The sequence below is a fragment of the Mariniradius sediminis genome (genome assembly GCF_021491425.1).
GTDB classification, from domain to species: domain Bacteria; phylum Bacteroidota; class Bacteroidia; order Cytophagales; family Cyclobacteriaceae; genus Mariniradius; species Mariniradius saccharolyticus.
In genome coordinates this window covers 1-15222 of sequence record NZ_JAKEVZ010000004.1, presented here as the reverse complement: position 1 = coordinate 15222, position 15222 = coordinate 1, and the positions used below count along the sequence as shown (strand labels likewise).

At 48.7% G+C, this 15222-nt stretch carries 13 protein-coding genes and 1 rRNA gene; 9 read left to right on the top strand and 5 right to left on the bottom strand.

The annotated features are described in order from the left end of the window. Positions 1-19 precede the first annotated feature (19 nt). The 3 genes from L0U89_RS06315 to L0U89_RS06305 form a co-directional block, all read right to left on the bottom strand. Positions 20-190, bottom strand: coding sequence for a hypothetical protein (locus L0U89_RS06315; RefSeq protein ID WP_234860757.1), 171 nt, complete (start codon positions 188-190; stop codon positions 20-22). Further along, positions 187-1587, bottom strand: a complete 1401-nt coding sequence (locus tag L0U89_RS06310; protein ID WP_234860756.1) for a purine-cytosine permease family protein — start codon at positions 1585-1587, stop codon at positions 187-189. The genes L0U89_RS06315 and L0U89_RS06310 overlap by 4 nt, the downstream gene beginning before the upstream one ends. 291 nt (positions 1588-1878) lie before the next feature. Then, positions 1879-2910 (bottom strand): GntR family transcriptional regulator, encoded by a 1032-nt coding sequence (locus L0U89_RS06305; RefSeq protein WP_234860755.1) that lies wholly within the window; start codon positions 2908-2910, stop codon positions 1879-1881. A gap of 163 nt (positions 2911-3073) precedes the next feature. On the opposite strand from L0U89_RS06305, the gene L0U89_RS06300 reads away from it, so the two are divergent. The 7 genes from L0U89_RS06300 to L0U89_RS06270 all read left to right on the top strand — a co-directional run bounded on the left by L0U89_RS06300 (position 3074) and on the right by L0U89_RS06270 (position 11432). Next, positions 3074-5173: a bifunctional aldolase/short-chain dehydrogenase gene (locus L0U89_RS06300; protein ID WP_234860754.1), complete on the top strand. Its 2100-nt coding sequence runs from the start codon at positions 3074-3076 to the stop codon at positions 5171-5173. A 472-nt stretch (positions 5174-5645) separates the two neighbouring features. Beyond that, complete coding sequence (locus tag L0U89_RS06295; RefSeq protein WP_234860753.1) at positions 5646-6923, top strand: sugar isomerase; 1278 nt, start codon at positions 5646-5648, stop codon at positions 6921-6923. A 1-nt stretch (position 6924) separates the two neighbouring features. Continuing rightward, on the top strand, positions 6925-8244 hold the full coding sequence (locus L0U89_RS06290) for an FGGY-family carbohydrate kinase (protein ID WP_234860752.1): 1320 nt from the start codon (positions 6925-6927) through the stop codon (positions 8242-8244). A 145-nt stretch (positions 8245-8389) separates the two neighbouring features. Next, positions 8390-9145, top strand: coding sequence for a (Fe-S)-binding protein (locus L0U89_RS06285; RefSeq protein ID WP_234860956.1), 756 nt, complete (start codon positions 8390-8392; stop codon positions 9143-9145). Then, positions 9142-10500, top strand: a complete 1359-nt coding sequence (locus tag L0U89_RS06280) for a lactate utilization protein B (RefSeq protein WP_234860751.1) — start codon at positions 9142-9144, stop codon at positions 10498-10500. Before L0U89_RS06285 ends, L0U89_RS06280 begins: the two co-directional genes overlap by 4 nt. Beyond that, positions 10497-11057 carry a LutC/YkgG family protein gene (locus L0U89_RS06275; RefSeq protein ID WP_234860750.1) on the top strand — a complete coding sequence of 187 codons (561 nt, stop codon included), beginning with the start codon at positions 10497-10499 and terminating at the stop codon, positions 11055-11057. Before L0U89_RS06280 ends, L0U89_RS06275 begins: the two co-directional genes overlap by 4 nt. Positions 11058-11228: 171 nt before the next feature. Continuing rightward, complete coding sequence (locus L0U89_RS06270; RefSeq protein WP_234860749.1) at positions 11229-11432, top strand: hypothetical protein; 204 nt, start codon at positions 11229-11231, stop codon at positions 11430-11432. A gap of 319 nt (positions 11433-11751) precedes the next feature. On the opposite strand, the gene L0U89_RS06265 is transcribed toward L0U89_RS06270, so the two are convergent. Then, positions 11752-13161, bottom strand: coding sequence for a sugar porter family MFS transporter (locus tag L0U89_RS06265; RefSeq protein WP_234860748.1), 1410 nt, complete (start codon positions 13159-13161; stop codon positions 11752-11754). Between the two features lie 220 nt (positions 13162-13381). Between L0U89_RS06265 and pyrR the strand changes: the two genes are divergently transcribed. After that, positions 13382-13927 carry a bifunctional pyr operon transcriptional regulator/uracil phosphoribosyltransferase PyrR gene (gene pyrR / locus L0U89_RS06260; RefSeq protein ID WP_234860747.1) on the top strand — a complete coding sequence of 182 codons (546 nt, stop codon included), beginning with the start codon at positions 13382-13384 and terminating at the stop codon, positions 13925-13927. 5 nt (positions 13928-13932) lie between these two features. Continuing rightward, positions 13933-14856, top strand: a complete 924-nt coding sequence (locus L0U89_RS06255; protein ID WP_234860746.1) for an aspartate carbamoyltransferase catalytic subunit — start codon at positions 13933-13935, stop codon at positions 14854-14856. 238 nt (positions 14857-15094) lie between these two features. Here the strand turns inward: L0U89_RS06255 and rrf are convergent. Next, a 5S ribosomal RNA gene (gene rrf, locus L0U89_RS06250) occupies positions 15095-15206 on the bottom strand. Positions 15207-15222: the final 16 nt, after the last annotated feature.

The following is a 15222-nucleotide window of genomic DNA, read 5'->3' as shown; positions in this document are numbered from 1 at the left end:
CGATCAAATGAAACTGTTTTCAGGCTTTCTTCTTCCAATAATCCACCGCCGCCAATCCCCCAAACCATACTACCGTGCAGGCAAATAGCCCGTTGTTCAAAGCTTTTTGTCCCAGCATATCAGCATAAAACAAAACCGTAATCACCAGCATGGCTGACAGGATCAACATGGGAAACCAAAACTTGCTCATTTTTTCTGGAGGATTTTGCTAAATACCAAATACAAAACACCGCATGCGATCCAGGCGGGCAACGTGAAAAAGGAAAGGAAAACTCCCTGCTGGACCGAAATCGTATAAAACACACCCATGCTAATCAACCAAGCCGCCAATACGGCCATATTGAACCCGATACCTTTGGCTGCTGCATAATTCCTGACAATGTTAAACCGTTCGGCAAAGTAATGCTCAAAGAATATCACCGCCCCAATCGGTGCCAAAATAAAGCCATACACTGCCACAAAGTCCAGCAACTTCATCGCAAACGCCGGAAACAGCCCTGCTATCGTCGCAATTGCACCCGTTACCAAAGTAACGCTGACCGTGGAGCTTTTTGGAAAAATGGCCTGAAAAGCCAGCCCAGCCCGATAAATCGTAGGATTGGCAGTCGTCCAGCCGGCAACAAGGACGCAAACCAGTCCCGATATCCCAACGACTTCATAGGACAAAGGCCCCGGTGCCACGGGCGGCACACCCCCGCCTGCCAAGATGGCCTGTGCCTCAGGACTTTTCAAATACAGCGCAAACATCAGGCAGGCGGATATCCAAGCCATATAGTGGCCGACATACATGCCCGCCGCACTTGTCCAACCCACAGAATTACGATCAGCATAGCGCAACACCGATAGATCCGACATACCCAAATGCATCGCCGCATTGCAAAACCACGCAAATGCCGTCACATGCCAAAACGTAAATTTGATTTGACCGGGAAAAGGCTCCGAACCCGAGCCCCAAACCGCCCAAAGGTCATCCAAACTACTGACGCCGAGCCGTTTGGCAGCGACGATTCCCGCAATCAAAAATACCAGTACCATCCAGGGTGCCGCGATGTTGGAAAACTTGGAAACTGCATCATAGCCCTTGGCAGCGACAATCGAAATCACCGCCCCGACAACCAGGACTACCAATACCCAGGAAATGCTCGTAGGCATCCTATCCGTCAAGGCAGGCATCGGCATATCAAAAGGAATCCCAACGGCCGTCGCCGAAACGGTGATCATCGCCCCTGCCAAAAAGCAGAAAAGCAAGCCATTGGCCACGTTGTAGCCGGTTACGAGCTTCCTTCCTGAGATTTTCTCGAGCTTGTAGTAAAGCGTCAGCCTTTCGGAGGTGGCAATGGGCGTCGTGATGTAGCGCCATGTCAATACTGCCAAAAAATTACCAACCAGCAAACCGACAATCAGATCAAAAGCCGACACGCCCGCAGTCAAAAAAAGTGGCCCAATCACAAACTCCGTCCCCGCCGCATGCTCGCCCGCATACATGCCAAGAAACTTCCTCCAGTCCTTTAGCTGCGAGGTCGGGACAGGCTGCCGTACAAATTCACCACTTGTTTGAATCGACTCCTGAGCAGTAACTTCCTCCATAGGTTGATTTTGGGTTGAGGATTGAAAATACAAAAAAGCCAGGGTATTTCCTGTCCTGCATTGTCCTGTTGGATGATAGCACCCAATTCACAGCAATCTGACCCGCATCTTTTCAATCACCGCAAGTGGTCAAAATGCCAACTTTTGTGAATTGATTCACAAAAATGATACGAATTTTGTGAATTGTTAAAATAGTTGTTCAGCCACTGAAATTCCCTATAAATTGGCTCTGAAAAAATTTGGCGGAACTTCAGGTTGATCACTAGTCTGATTTACAAAAATCAATTGCCGCTACAGCGACTCCCGCACAATCACCCGAAACTCATTCTTTACCCAGCGGCCTTGGTTGTTCAGGACCATTTCGGCTGCGATTTCACCCATCTTGGCAAAATCGGTGGTCATGACCGTAATCCCTCGCTGCAAGACTTCCTTCAGCGGCGTTTCGTTGTAAGATAGAATGCCAAAATTCTTCCCTATTTCAAGGTCGGAGTTTTCCCGGGCCATTTTGATCAAGCGGACCAAGTCGTTTTCTTCAATGACAATATACGCCTCTCCAGCAGAGAGTGACAATTCGCCATGAACCTCAGAAAGGATATCAAAATCAAAACCTTTCTCTACCGCAAATTTCCGAAAACCCTCTACAATCCCACTTGGATAAGGATACGCCGAATCCAAGGGGAACACCAGTCTTAACCTACGGTACTTCTGCAAGCGGGGCAGCAGCATTGACAGCGCCCCATAGATATCTTCCTTGAAATCCTGATAGACCGCCCCAAATGCCGACTCCACACCAGGCACGAGCTTATCCAGCAAGATCAGCTTCTTGTTGGGGATACCTTGGATCAATTTCCAGGCTGCATTTTCCCCCTCCTTTTTGAAATGCGGCATCACGATGTAGAAGTCAAAATCACCCTTCTGCTGTTCGAGCAGCTTTTTGAAAAGCGAGACTTCACAGTGGTACACATGAAACGCCACCTCCGCCCGGTCTTCCAGCCCTAGCACCAGCGCATTGTAAATCTCCTTTTTATAAGCACTTAGTTTGTTGAAAAGCAGCAGAATCCTGTATTTCCTGAGCTCCGAATGGTGGGAGATGTAAAAGCCCTTGCCACGCACCGACTCGATAATCCCTTGTTGGCGAAGCAGCGTGTAGGCCTTTTCCACCGTATCCCTGGACAGGTAATAATCCTCGCTTAGGCTGTTGATCGAAGGAATCTTATCCCCAAATCGCAGCTCACCGGTATGGATGAGCGATTTGATGGACTTGACCACTTGGATGTATTTCGGGACGCTGGATTGTTGGTCGATCTTAAGATCCAAACTCATGGCTATTGGGCTCGTGCGGCGCAAGGTTACTGCAAAATGGCCTTAAATACAACTCTTTTCAAAAGGGCCAAATCCCTGATTTCAGTATAGTACAGGACACGACGACTGGCTTTGGGAATTATTTTCGTACAAAATTTTTCCATCAAGCGAAACATTCAAAACGATGAATAAGACCTTCCAATACGTCTCCTACCTTTGGGACGAGCAAAAAGCAAAATCCCTGGGCGATGACCAAGTCGCGCTGCTGATATACCGATCCAATATCCTTGGTGCCGACCTCCGCATCACCAACTACGGCGGCGGCAATACGTCCTGCAAAACAATAGAGAAGGACCCGCTGACGGGCAAGGATGTCGAAGTCATGTGGGTCAAAGGCTCTGGGGGTGACATCGGCACATTGACCAAATCGGGCTTGGCGGCACTCTATGTCGACAAACTTCGTGCCTTGGAGGGCATTTACCGCGGGATAGCGCACGAGGATGAAATGGTGGGATTATTCAACCACTGCATTTACGACTTGGATTCCAAGGCACCATCGATCGATACACCGCTGCATTCCTTTTTGCCATTCAAGCACATCGACCACCTGCATCCTGATGCGGCAATAGCAATTGCAGCATCGAAGGATGGAGAAAAAATCACCGCAGAGCTATTCGAGGGCCAGATTGCTTGGGTTCCTTGGCAGCGGCCTGGATTCGATTTGGGGCTGCAATTGAGAAATGCCTTGGACGCAAATCCGGGCATCCGCGGCATCATGCTGGGAGGTCATGGCCTCTTTACCTGGGGAGATACGGCCTACGAATGCTACATCAACAGCCTCGAAGTGATCGAAAAAGCCTCAGCATTTCTCGCCACCAACTATGGGAAGAAAAGACCAATCTTCGGGGGAGAAAAAATAAAATCCTTGGTTGGATCCCAGCGCAAGGAACAGGCTGCCCGAATCGCTCCGCTCTTGCGCGGACTCGCCTCGAGCTATTCCAGAATGGTCGGGACGTTCAACGATTCCGATACGGTTTTGCAGTTCATCAATTCCCATGACCTGTCCAAACTGGCGCCAATGGGTACTTCCTGCCCGGACCACTTTCTGAGGACCAAAATCGCCCCATTGGTGTTGGACATTCCTGCAAGCCAAGACCTCAGCGACCTTGGTGCGGTGAAAAGCCATATCGAAAAGCTTTTCGCGGACTACCGGGACGGCTACAAAAAATATTACGAAACGCACAAGCGCCACAACAGCCCTGCCTTGCGTGACCCGAACCCGGTTGTAATCCTGTGGCCAGGTGTCGGGATGTTTTCCTATGCCAAAGACAAACAGACTTCCCGTGTCGCCTCCGAATTCTACATCAACGCCATCAACGTGATGCGCGGTGCAGAAGCCGTTTCGGAGTACGTTTCGCTGCCTTTGCAGGAAGCATTTGATATCGAGTATTGGCTCCTTGAGGAAGCCAAGCTGCAGCGTATGCCCAAGGAAAAAGCGCTTTCGAGAAAAGTGGCTTTGATCACGGGAAGCGCAGGAGGGATTGGAAAAGCAATTGCCGACAAATTGGCCGAAGAAGGTGCCTGCGTGGTGCTGACGGATATTGATGAAGATCGCTTAGCAAATGCAAGGAAGGATTTTGGCAAAGATGCTGCCATCGCAGTGAAGCTGGACGTGCTCGACAACGACACGATTGGGCAAGCCTACAAAGCTGCCTGCCTGGCCTTTGGCGGGGTAGACATCATTGTCAACTGTGCTGGATTGGCGATCAGCAAACCTTTGGCGGAAACCACGGAGGCCGATTGGGATTTGCTCAATGATGTACTGGTCAAGGGACAGTTCAAGGTCAGCCAAGCCGGGGTCTCAATCCTCCGTACACAGGGATTGGGGGGTGATATTGTCAATATCGTTTCCAAAAATGCACTGGTTTCCGGTCCCAACAATGTGGGGTACGGTACGGCCAAAGCTGCCCAAATCCATATGTCCCGCTTGCTTGCTGCCGAACTTGGCCCCGACAAAATCCGCGTCAACGTCGTCAATCCGGATGCCGTGATCGAAGGTTCCAAGATTTGGGAAGGCAAATGGGCGGAGGGCCGTGCAAAAGCTTATGGCGTGACTGTCGAGGAACTTCCGGCCTTCTATGCCAAGCGGACGCTTTTGAATGAAATCATTTCCACCAAGGATATCGCCAACGGGGTGCTTGCTTTCGTGGGCGGCCTCCTAGGCAAATCCACCGGCAATATCTTGAACGTCGATGGTGGCGTAGCTGCCGCTTTTGTGAGGTAAATTAGAATGGTTTCGCGCAAAGACGCTGAGACGCAAAGAGTAATTGCAACGAAATTACCAAGACACAAAAGATGGGAAGTGTAGGTTGGCTTTCACCAAAAACTTTCCTTTGTCACCCCGACGGAGGAGGGGTCTATTCGACATGCTTGGGGTAGCAGCGTAGCGTGTGACTTTTGAAAATTCCACGCGAAGACGCTGAGACGCCAAAAAAATACAAGAACAGGGAGCTTTAATAATTTGGTGAAGGCAATCGCGGAATTAGGAAAGAAAAACTGGCTAGTAGGCTTCCCTTAGGAGCCCAAAGTAGAGGAAGAATGGCGACATTCACAGACACTTGGCGTTCTTGGCGTCTTCGCCGCCTTTGCGAGAGGTCCTCTAACTAAAGGCGCACGGATATACCACTGCCAACTGCCACTGCTAACTGGTCTTGGCGTCTTCGCCGTCTTTGCGTGCATTTATTACGAAAGAAATCATGATCATCACTGCCGAACATATCCAATCCAGCAATAAACCCCAGGAAATCGCCCATGCCCGGGCATTCAACTTCCTTGCGGAAAACTTGGACAAAAAGGGACTGAATGTCGATTTACTTATCCGACAGCTGCAAGAACTGCAAATTGCCATTCCTTCCTGGGCTTTGGGAACAGGGGGAACTAGGTTTGGAAGGTTTTCCGGCGGCGGTGAACCCGCGACCTTGATCCAAAAGATCCAAGACGTCGGACTACTCCATGCCCTCAACCGCTCCAGCAACGCCATTTCCTTGCATATACCTTGGGATATTCCCGAGGACTACGATCAAATCGGCCAAGCTGCCGCAGCCGTGGAAATCGGCTTTGATGCAGTCAATTCCAATACCTTTCAGGACCAAGCCCAGCAAAAGCACTCGTACAAATTCGGCTCGTTGGCAAACTCGGACGAAGCTGCCAGGGAATTGGCAATCGCCCACAATATCGAAGTCATCGAGATCGGGAAAAAACTGGGTTCGAAAGCCCTCACTGTGTGGCTTGCGGACGGGAGTTCCTTCCCCGGCCAACAGAGTTTCAGGAAATCCCTGCAGCATACCTTTGAATCCCTCCAAAAAATCTATCAGCGGCTTCCCTCGGACTGGCAAATGCTGATCGAATACAAACCCTACGAGCCATACTTCTACAGCACGGTCATTCCGGATTGGGGTACTTCCTTCCTTTTGGCCAATAAGTTGGGGGAAAAAGCACGTACACTCGTGGACCTCGGTCATCACCTGCCCAATACCAATATCGAGCAGATCGTCGCGACGCTGATGACGGAGGGCAAGCTCGGCGGATTTCATTTCAATGATTCCAAATACGGAGACGATGACCTGACCGTCGGCAGCATCAAACCCTACCAATTATTCTTGATATTCAACGAATTGGTGGCAGGATTTTCGGAAACAAAAAATCCAAAACCTGCCTGGATGATCGATGCCAGCCACAACCTGAAGGATCCATTGGAAGACTTGCTCCAATCGGTGGAAGCCATCAAATTGGCGTATGCGCAAGCCTTGATTGTGGACAGAAAGGCCCTGGCTTACGCCCAGGAAACCCGAGACCTGGCCATGGCGCAGGGCCTGCTTCAGGACGCATTCAGAACTGACTTGCGGCCACTCCTGCAGGAATCTGTACGGCAAAGTGGTGGTGCAATTTCACCGATTGGAACGTACCGTGAACTGAGGGTGCGGGAAACCTTGATCCGCGAACGGGGAAAAGACAGCAAATCCAGCGGCTTGTAATATGGAAGCAATAGCCGTCACTGCAATTTTTGACATCGGAAAGACCAACAAGAAATTCTTCTTGTTTGACCAAAATCTCCATCCAGTATTCCAAACAAACCAAACCTTGGCCACCATCCCCGATGAAGACGGCGAGCCCTGCGAATCCTTGGGGGCCTTGACCCAATGGATGAAGGCAACGCTGGATGAGGCGATGGCCATGTCGCAGTTTCGCATTCCGCGGCTCAACTTTACCAGCTACGGGGCTTCTTTTGTCCATATCGGTGCCGACGGACGCCCCGTCGCGCCCTTGTACAATTATTTGAAAAAGTATCCCGAGGATATTTTGGGGCAGTTTTATGCGCAGTATGGCCCGGTGGAAAAATTCAGCCAACAGACGTCGTCTCCCGCCTTGGGCATGCTGAATTCCGGCCTTCAGCTCTATTGGCTCAAATATGCCAAGCCGGCTATCTTCCAAAAAATCCACCAAAGCCTACACCTTCCCCAATACCTTTCCTTCCTTTTTACAGGAAAGGCCGTCAGCGAATACACCAGCATCGGATGCCATACGGGACTTTGGGATTTTGGGAAAGCCGATTACCATGCTTGGGTGTACAGGGAAGGTATCGCCCCTCTCCTGCCGCCGATCGTGCCTACACAAACTTCGTTTGAAGGAAAAATCGGGGATCAGTCGCTCGAAATCGGTGTGGGCATCCATGATTCTTCCGCAGCACTTTTGCCTTACCTTGAGAGCAGTCCGGAACCATTTGCCCTGCTCTCCACCGGGACTTGGTCTATCAGCATCAATCCCTTCAATGCCCAGCCGCTAACCACTGAAGAGCTGCGGCAGGATTGCCTGCATTTTCTCAGCCGGGACGGCAGACCGATCAAAATCAGCCGCCTTTTTGTCGGGGAGGAGCACCGGGTACAGGCCGAGCTTCTGCAAACCCATTTCGGTGTTTCACAGGAGGCCTACAAGCAACTGGCATTTGATCCTTCACTTTTCGAAAAGCTGAAGTCAAATCGAAGCAAACGCTTCAAATTTGAATTTCTAAATCCAGCCGTATTCGGTGCGGAGGCAGCTTTGGAAACAGACAAGAACAATTTTCAGAACTTAGCCGAAGCATACCATTGCCTTATCCACGAGCTGACAGAGCTCCAAATCATATCGTTGAGCCTTGTGCTGAATGAAACCACAATCAACAAACTCTATATCGACGGTGGCTTCAGCACCAATCCGATATTCGTGGAGATGCTTCGCAGCAAACTTCCCGGGATCGCCATTGAGACAAGGGACTACGCGCTCGGTACCGCCATGGGGGCAGCGATGGTGATGGGTTGAGATCGATAATTTCTGTAATTGTTTACCACAATCTCTGAAATACGCTGATGTTTTCTCATTTTCATCTGGAAATTGATTTGACGCCCTTTCCTTGCAACGTTTCCAAAAAAGCAGAAATATCCCCAAATTGAAGTATTTTCATCCCATGCCAAGTCCTCCCCATATAGCCCTGTTTATCCCCTGCTATGTCGATCAGTTTTATCCCCAGGTGGGGATCGCAAGCCTGGAACTACTGGAAAAGCTGGGCTGTCAGGTCAGCTATCCCATGGCGCAGACTTGTTGCGGACAGCCCATGGCCAATGCAGGCTATGAACGGGATACGGTGGAAACTGGTAGGCATTTTCTCCGAACTTTCGCTGGATATGACTTTATCGTGGCGCCTTCGGGGAGTTGCGTACTGCATGTGAAAGAGCACATGCCGCGCATTCCCGGCATGGAATCGGATCAAGAACACATGCACGGGCGGGTGTTTGAATTGACTGAATTCCTGACGGATGTCTTGAAAATCCAGCAGCCTGAGGGGGATTATCCCCATAGGGTTGGCTTCCACGCCTCCTGCCATGGATTGCGCGGGCTTCGACTGGGCACGAGTTCGGAGCGCCATGATGCTCCCTTCAACAAGGCCAAATACCTACTCCAAAACATCAGGGGACTCGAATGGGTTGAATTGGGCAGAAAGGACGAATGTTGCGGATTTGGTGGGACCTTTGCCGTCACGGAAGAGGCACTCTCCGTCCAAATGGGTCAAGACCGGTTGGCGGACCATATTGCCCATGGCGTAGAGATCATTACCGGAGGCGATATGTCCTGCCTGATGCACCTGGAAGGAATTGCCCGCCGCAGCCAACAGCCAGTCCAGTTCAAACACATTGCCCAAATCCTCAACGAAGCCATCCGATGAGCCATCCCATCAAAGCCCAGGAATTTTTGAGCGATCCTGCCAAAGCCAAATGGCATGACGAGACCTTGTGGTTTGTGCGGGACAAGCGGGATACCATCACCAAGACCATCCCCGAGTGGGAGCAATTGCGGGACTTGGCTTCCCAAATCAAAGACAATGTCTTGGCCAATCTGGATAGATACCTGGTAGAATTTGAGCAAAAAGCCAAGGCAAACAATATCCACGTGCATTGGGCCGCCGATGCCGAAGAACACAACCATATCGTCCTCGGCATTCTCCGGCAGCATGACTGCAAGGCCATTGTCAAAAGCAAATCCATCCTCACAGAGGAATGCCACTTGAATCCCTTTTTGGAAAAAAACGGGGTCGAGGTAGTCGATACTGATTTGGGCGAGCGCATCGTGCAGTTCCTCAATCAGCCACCCAGCCATATCGTATTGCCTGCGATCCATTTGAAAAAACGGGACATTTCTGAAATTTTCCACGAAAAACTCCAAACTGAAAAAGGAAACGAAGATCCATCCTACCTGACCCAAGCAGCGAGGGTTCACTTGCGCGAAAAATTTCTCTCTGCAAAAGTCGCCATTACCGGCGTCAACTTTGGCATTGCTGAGACGGGTGAGTTTGTCGTGTGTACCAATGAAGGAAATGCCGATATGGGAGTGCACCTGGCGGATGTGCAAATTGCCTGTATGGGTATCGAAAAGATCATCCCGCGCCGCAGGGATTTAGGGGTTTTCCTCCGTATCCTTGCGCGCTCGGCTACGGGTCAGCCGGTCACCAATTACAATTCACATTTCCGCTCTCCCGCACCCGGTAAGCAGATGCACATTATCCTTGTGGACAACGGCCGTACGGACCAGCTTGCCCGCGAAAAATTCAAAAACTCATTGAAATGCATCCGCTGCGGGGCCTGCATGAATACCTGTCCGATCTATCGCCGCAGTGGGGGCTTTAGTTACGGTAGCGTGGTGCCGGGGCCGATTGGCTCGATCCTTTCACCCGGACTCGATCTGAAAAAATACAGCTCCCTACCCTTCGCATCGACGCTGTGTGGCTCCTGTTCGGATGTATGTCCCGTGAAAATCAACATCCACGAGCAACTCTACGAATGGAGGCAGGAAATCACCAAAGAGCAAGGTGCAAATGCAAAGAGTATTTCCATGAAAATTGCCAATGGCATTTTCTCCACGCCTTTTGCCTACAAAATCAGCGGTAAAATGCTGCGCGGCGCATTGAAAATCCTGCCGGAAGCCATCACCTATTCCAGCTTGAATACATGGGGAAAGCAGCGGGATTTGCCCGAAGTGCCGAAAGAGAGTTTTAAGGATTGGTACAAGAAAAACAGAAAATGAGCAGTCGGGAGCAGATATTAGGGAAAATCAAGCGCGTTACAAAGGCGGATAGCCCACTTCCGGATATTCCAGATTTCGAATTTGCCGAGGAAACCAAAGAGCGTTTCGTGAAGTCCATTCAGGGTAACAAAGGAGAGGTCATCGATGTGGCGGGTTTGGAAGTCTTCTTGAAATCCAATGGCTTTTCCAAAATCATCAGCTTGGCCAAGGGCCTTGAGCAGCTATCCACGAGGACTTTGCCGGATAATCCCCACGAATTGGCGGACTTGGAGGTAGCGATCATCCAAGGTCAATTTGGCGTTGCCGAAAACGGGGCCATTTGGCTGACGGATGCAGATTTGGGCTTGCGTGCGTTGCCGTTTATCACCGAGCATCTTGTGATCGTGCTTTCTGAGGACTCCTTGGTTTCAAATATGCACGAGGCCTACAAGAGGATTGGAGAGCAGCCTTCAGGATTCGGACTTTTCATCGCCGGCCCATCCAAGACGGCCGATATCGAGCAAGCGCTGGTGATTGGCGCGCATGGGGCGAAGAGTTTGCGGGTGGTGTTGGTTTAGACAAAACAGTCAAAATGAAAGAATCAAGAGAATCTGTTTAACCAATCGTTCAATCCAATGTCTGAATCCCTAAGGCTTGGACTTTCTCCACATGATCGATAATGGAATGTTTAACCAAACCCCAAAAATCCCGATTTTCCCTTAACTTAGTTTCGATTAACCATCTATGTCATGAGAGAAGTCACCGTTAAAATACCCGAGGAAAGATTCGAGTTTTTCATGGAGCTGTTCGAGCAATTGGGAATTGAAACGAATCTTGAATATGAAATCCCCGAAGCCCACAAAGCAATCGTGACGGCGAGAATTAAAAATTCTAAGCCAGAGGATCTAATTGCCTGGGAGGAAGCGAGAAAAACGCTCAAGTTCAAAACCTAGTAACCTGAAGTTTAGCATTGTCATTGAACCTTTGGCCTTAGGAGATATTCAAGATGCCATAGATTACTATGACAACAAAAAACTTGGATTGGGAGTTGAATTCGAAAACCAGCTCCATCAACATTTCGAGTCGCTTTCATCTGTCAAATTTTTTCAAGTCCGATATGGTGAGATTAGGTGTCTACCCGTCCGGAGGTTTCCTTTCATGATTCATTATTCGGTCGATGAGGCAAAGCGTTTGATCATCATTCGCGCTGTTTTTCATACCGGATTGGACCCAAGACTTTGGAAAAAGCGGGATAGCTAAGCCAATTGGAATCTATTTTTTCCTCGTAAAATCCAGCTCTATCTGCTCCAAACTCTTCCCTTTGGTTTCCGGCAGGACAAACAAAATCACAAAGAATCCAAATGCGCAAATAGCTCCATAAAGCCAGAAATTGTTGGCCCAGCCAAGGTTTTCCTTGATTACAGGAAAAAAATATGTCAGGGTAAAATTTCCCACCCAATGTGCCAAGGCAGCGATGGACATGGCCGCGCCCCGGATCTTGATCGGAAAAATCTCCGACAAAACCACCCACAGCAAAGGCGCTAAGGTAAAGGAATATACACCTACATTGACGAGAACGAGAAGGACTAAACTCGCACCTCCCTGCTCGGAAAAAAAAGAATAGCCTATCAAGAGGTAGAGAATAGCCATGGACGACGTGCCTATCAACAGAAGCACCTTTCTCCCAAATCTATCAACCGTGTAAATCGTGATGAAAACTGAAAGCACCATCACCCCACCAATCACTACGATGTTGAGCATCATCTGCTTCAGGTTGAAGCCCGCGGCCTGGAAAATATCGGCAGCGTAGTAGATAATGACATTCACGCCGCTCCATTGCTGCAGAAATGACAGGAAAATCCCAATCGAGAGAACCTTCAATATCGGCGACTTTAACCATACTCCAATTCCCGAATTGTTTGGATCTTCTAGGGACAGATTTTGCTGAATTTCAGCCAGGGCAGATTGCGTATGTTGAGGCCCTCCAATTTTACTTAGAATTTCTTTTGCCTCCGACATTCTCCCTGCCTTTACCAACCACCGAGGGCTTTCTGGCACCCAAAACATTGACACAAAAAACACAAAGGCCGGTATAAATTCGACCCCGAACATCCACCTCCAGCCGTGTGTACCCGACCAACTTGCTGCTATCATTTGAAAGCCTGCATCCTCCGGCAATTCAATGTCGAGCAAAGAAATCCTCCAATTGATGAGCTGGGCTAACAGAACACCAATCATAATCAAAAGTTGATTGATCGTCACCAAAGTTCCTCGCTTGTGCGCAGGGGAAATTTCGGCTATGTAAAGTGGCGAAAGGTTCAGTGCGATGCCCATTGCGATGCCACCGACGATCCTGTAAAAATTAAACCACCAAAATGTTGGAGCCAAAGCAGTTCCAATTGCGGAAATTGAAAACAGAAGCCCAGCAAGGATCAAAAGCTTTTTCCTTCCAAACTGGTCACTTAAGAAGATACAAGCAATAGCTCCTACCATGCATCCGACCAAGGCGGAACTTGTGCCCCACCCTTGTTCGCTCGGTGATGTCAGATTAAAAAACGGCTCATAAAAAGGCTTCGCCCCACCAACAACCACCCAATCATATCCAAAGAGAAATCCACCCAAAGCGGCCGTCAGGCTAATCATCCAAATGTATTTTTTGTCAAATTGAATCATTTGTTCCATACAATAGGAAAATTGAAAAGAGCTGAATCAAAAACGACTGCCTGTTTCGGAAGAAACAAGCGATGTAGCAAACCAATGAACAGGCTGTGATACCATTTTCAATATACCAAAAAACAATTTCCAAATCATTTCGAAATCTGCGTTGTATCCATCAATTTCTAGAATCGCTCAACAACTCAACTTTCCCTTTTCTTCCTATATTTGCAGCCAAAGCTTCGCCATGCAGAAACGACTCGTTTTGGACCAAAATCAGATCAGCATCATCCTGAAGAGGTTCTGTCATCAGCTGATTGAAAATCACGATAGTTTTGAAAATACCGTCCTGTTGGGTTTGCAGCCCAGAGGTCCGATTGTTTTGGGAAAATTGGTTAAGCTTTTGGAGGACATCTCCGGTGTCAAGGTACCGTTCGGATATCTAGACGCGACATTTCATCGGGATGATTTTCGCAGGAGGGATTTCCCTCTCAAGGCAAATGAGACGAAAATCGATTTTTTGATTGAAGGAAAAAAGGTTGTCCTAATCGATGATGTGCTCTACAAAGGAAGGTCAGTGAGGGCGGCATTGGATGCCATGATTGCCTTTGGACGGCCCCAAAAAGTGGAATTGATGATCCTTGTTGACCGCAAATACACCCGTGATTATCCGATTATGCCAGATTACTGTGGCGTGAAGGTCAATACCCTCGAAAGCCAGTATGTGTCGGTAGAGTGGGCAGAGAAAGGATTTGAACAAGATGCCATTTGGATAACAGAAAAATCAGCCTAAACGATATGTCACAACTCAGCACGCGTCATTTATTGGGAATCAAGGACATCAATGCCGACGATATCCAGTTGATTTTCGAGACTGCTGACAATTTCAAAGAAGTGCTCAATCGGCCGATTAAAAAAGTTCCGTCGCTGCGTGACATTACTATCGCCAATATTTTCTTCGAAAACTCTACAAGAACACGGCTTTCTTTTGAGTTGGCGGAAAAGCGTTTGTCGGCAGATGTACTTAATTTCTCTTCGAGCAATAGTTCGGTAAAAAAGGGAGAGACGCTCATCGACACGGTGAACAACATCTTGTCGATGAAAGTGGACATGGTCGTGATGCGGCATAGCAGTCCTGGCGCACCTCATTTTTTGTCGAAAAACATCAAAGCCAATATCGTTAATGCAGGGGATGGGACACATGAACACCCCACACAGGCACTTTTGGATGCCTTTTCGATTCGTGAAAAATTGGGAGATGTCGCTGGAAAAAAAGTAGCCATCATTGGTGATATTCTTCATTCCAGAGTAGCTCTGTCGAATATTTTCTGTCTTCAGAAGCTTGGCGCAGAAGTGATGGTTTGCGGACCAATCACACTACTTCCCAAATACATCAAACATTTGGGTGTGAAGATCGAGCATGACGTAGAAAAGGCCCTGCAATGGTGTGATGTGGCCAACGTGCTTCGAATCCAACTGGAAAGGCAACAAATCAAGTATTTTCCATCACTGAGGGAGTATTCGCTATATTTTGGCATCAACCGAGAGAAATTAAAGAAACTTAACAAAGAAATTGTCATCATGCATCCCGGCCCGATTAACAGAGGAGTCGAATTGAATTCTGACGTTGCAGACAGTGAGCATTCCATTATTCTGCAACAAGTTGAGAATGGGGTAGCTATAAGAATGGCGGTTCTCTATCTCTTGGCTGGAGTGAAATAAAAATTGAAGCTTTACGAATTTCAATAGGAACATTCTTTTTGACAAACAAAAAACTCTAACCCGGATGGATAAGGGGAATTTTTATCTTTAGATAATTATTAAAAACAGGCTTCATGTCCAAGCCATCCAGAGACAAAGCTATTTCGCATTTGCTGTTTTTTGCAGGGATTTCATTTCTTGGTCTGATACCAAAATGCTAAAAAATAAAAAAGCCAGCAATAATTGCTGGCTTTGGATGGTGTGGCGGCGGCCTACTCTCCCGGGTGCGACCCCAGTACCATCGGCGCTGCAGGGCTTAACTTCTCTGTTCGGGATGGGAAGAGGTGGGGCCCCTGCGCTCGGCCGCCTAGTCTTTCTGTACCATGT

What these genes read in the sequence shown, in the direction of transcription:
- L0U89_RS06295 (WP_234860753.1), top strand. Translation starts at nt 5,646, where the DNA reads ATGATCATCACTGCCGAACATATCCAATCCAGCAATAAACCCCAGGAA.
- L0U89_RS06255 (WP_234860746.1), top strand. Translation starts at nt 13,933, where the DNA reads ATGTCACAACTCAGCACGCGTCATTTATTGGGAATCAAGGACATCAAT.
- L0U89_RS06315 (WP_234860757.1), bottom strand. Translation starts at nt 190, where the DNA reads ATGAGCAAGTTTTGGTTTCCCATGTTGATCCTGTCAGCCATGCTGGTG.
- L0U89_RS06265 (WP_234860748.1), bottom strand. Translation starts at nt 13,161, where the DNA reads ATGGAACAAATGATTCAATTTGACAAAAAATACATTTGGATGATTAGC.
- L0U89_RS06305 (WP_234860755.1), bottom strand. Translation starts at nt 2,910, where the DNA reads ATGAGTTTGGATCTTAAGATCGACCAACAATCCAGCGTCCCGAAATAC.
- L0U89_RS06300 (WP_234860754.1), top strand. Translation starts at nt 3,074, where the DNA reads ATGAATAAGACCTTCCAATACGTCTCCTACCTTTGGGACGAGCAAAAA.
- L0U89_RS06275 (WP_234860750.1), top strand. Translation starts at nt 10,497, where the DNA reads ATGAGCAGTCGGGAGCAGATATTAGGGAAAATCAAGCGCGTTACAAAG.
- L0U89_RS06290 (WP_234860752.1), top strand. Translation starts at nt 6,925, where the DNA reads ATGGAAGCAATAGCCGTCACTGCAATTTTTGACATCGGAAAGACCAAC.
- L0U89_RS06310 (WP_234860756.1), bottom strand. Translation starts at nt 1,587, where the DNA reads ATGGAGGAAGTTACTGCTCAGGAGTCGATTCAAACAAGTGGTGAATTT.
- L0U89_RS06270 (WP_234860749.1), top strand. Translation starts at nt 11,229, where the DNA reads ATGAGAGAAGTCACCGTTAAAATACCCGAGGAAAGATTCGAGTTTTTC.
- L0U89_RS06280 (WP_234860751.1), top strand. Translation starts at nt 9,142, where the DNA reads ATGAGCCATCCCATCAAAGCCCAGGAATTTTTGAGCGATCCTGCCAAA.
- pyrR (WP_234860747.1), top strand. Translation starts at nt 13,382, where the DNA reads ATGCAGAAACGACTCGTTTTGGACCAAAATCAGATCAGCATCATCCTG.
- L0U89_RS06285 (WP_234860956.1), top strand. Translation starts at nt 8,390, where the DNA reads ATGCCAAGTCCTCCCCATATAGCCCTGTTTATCCCCTGCTATGTCGAT.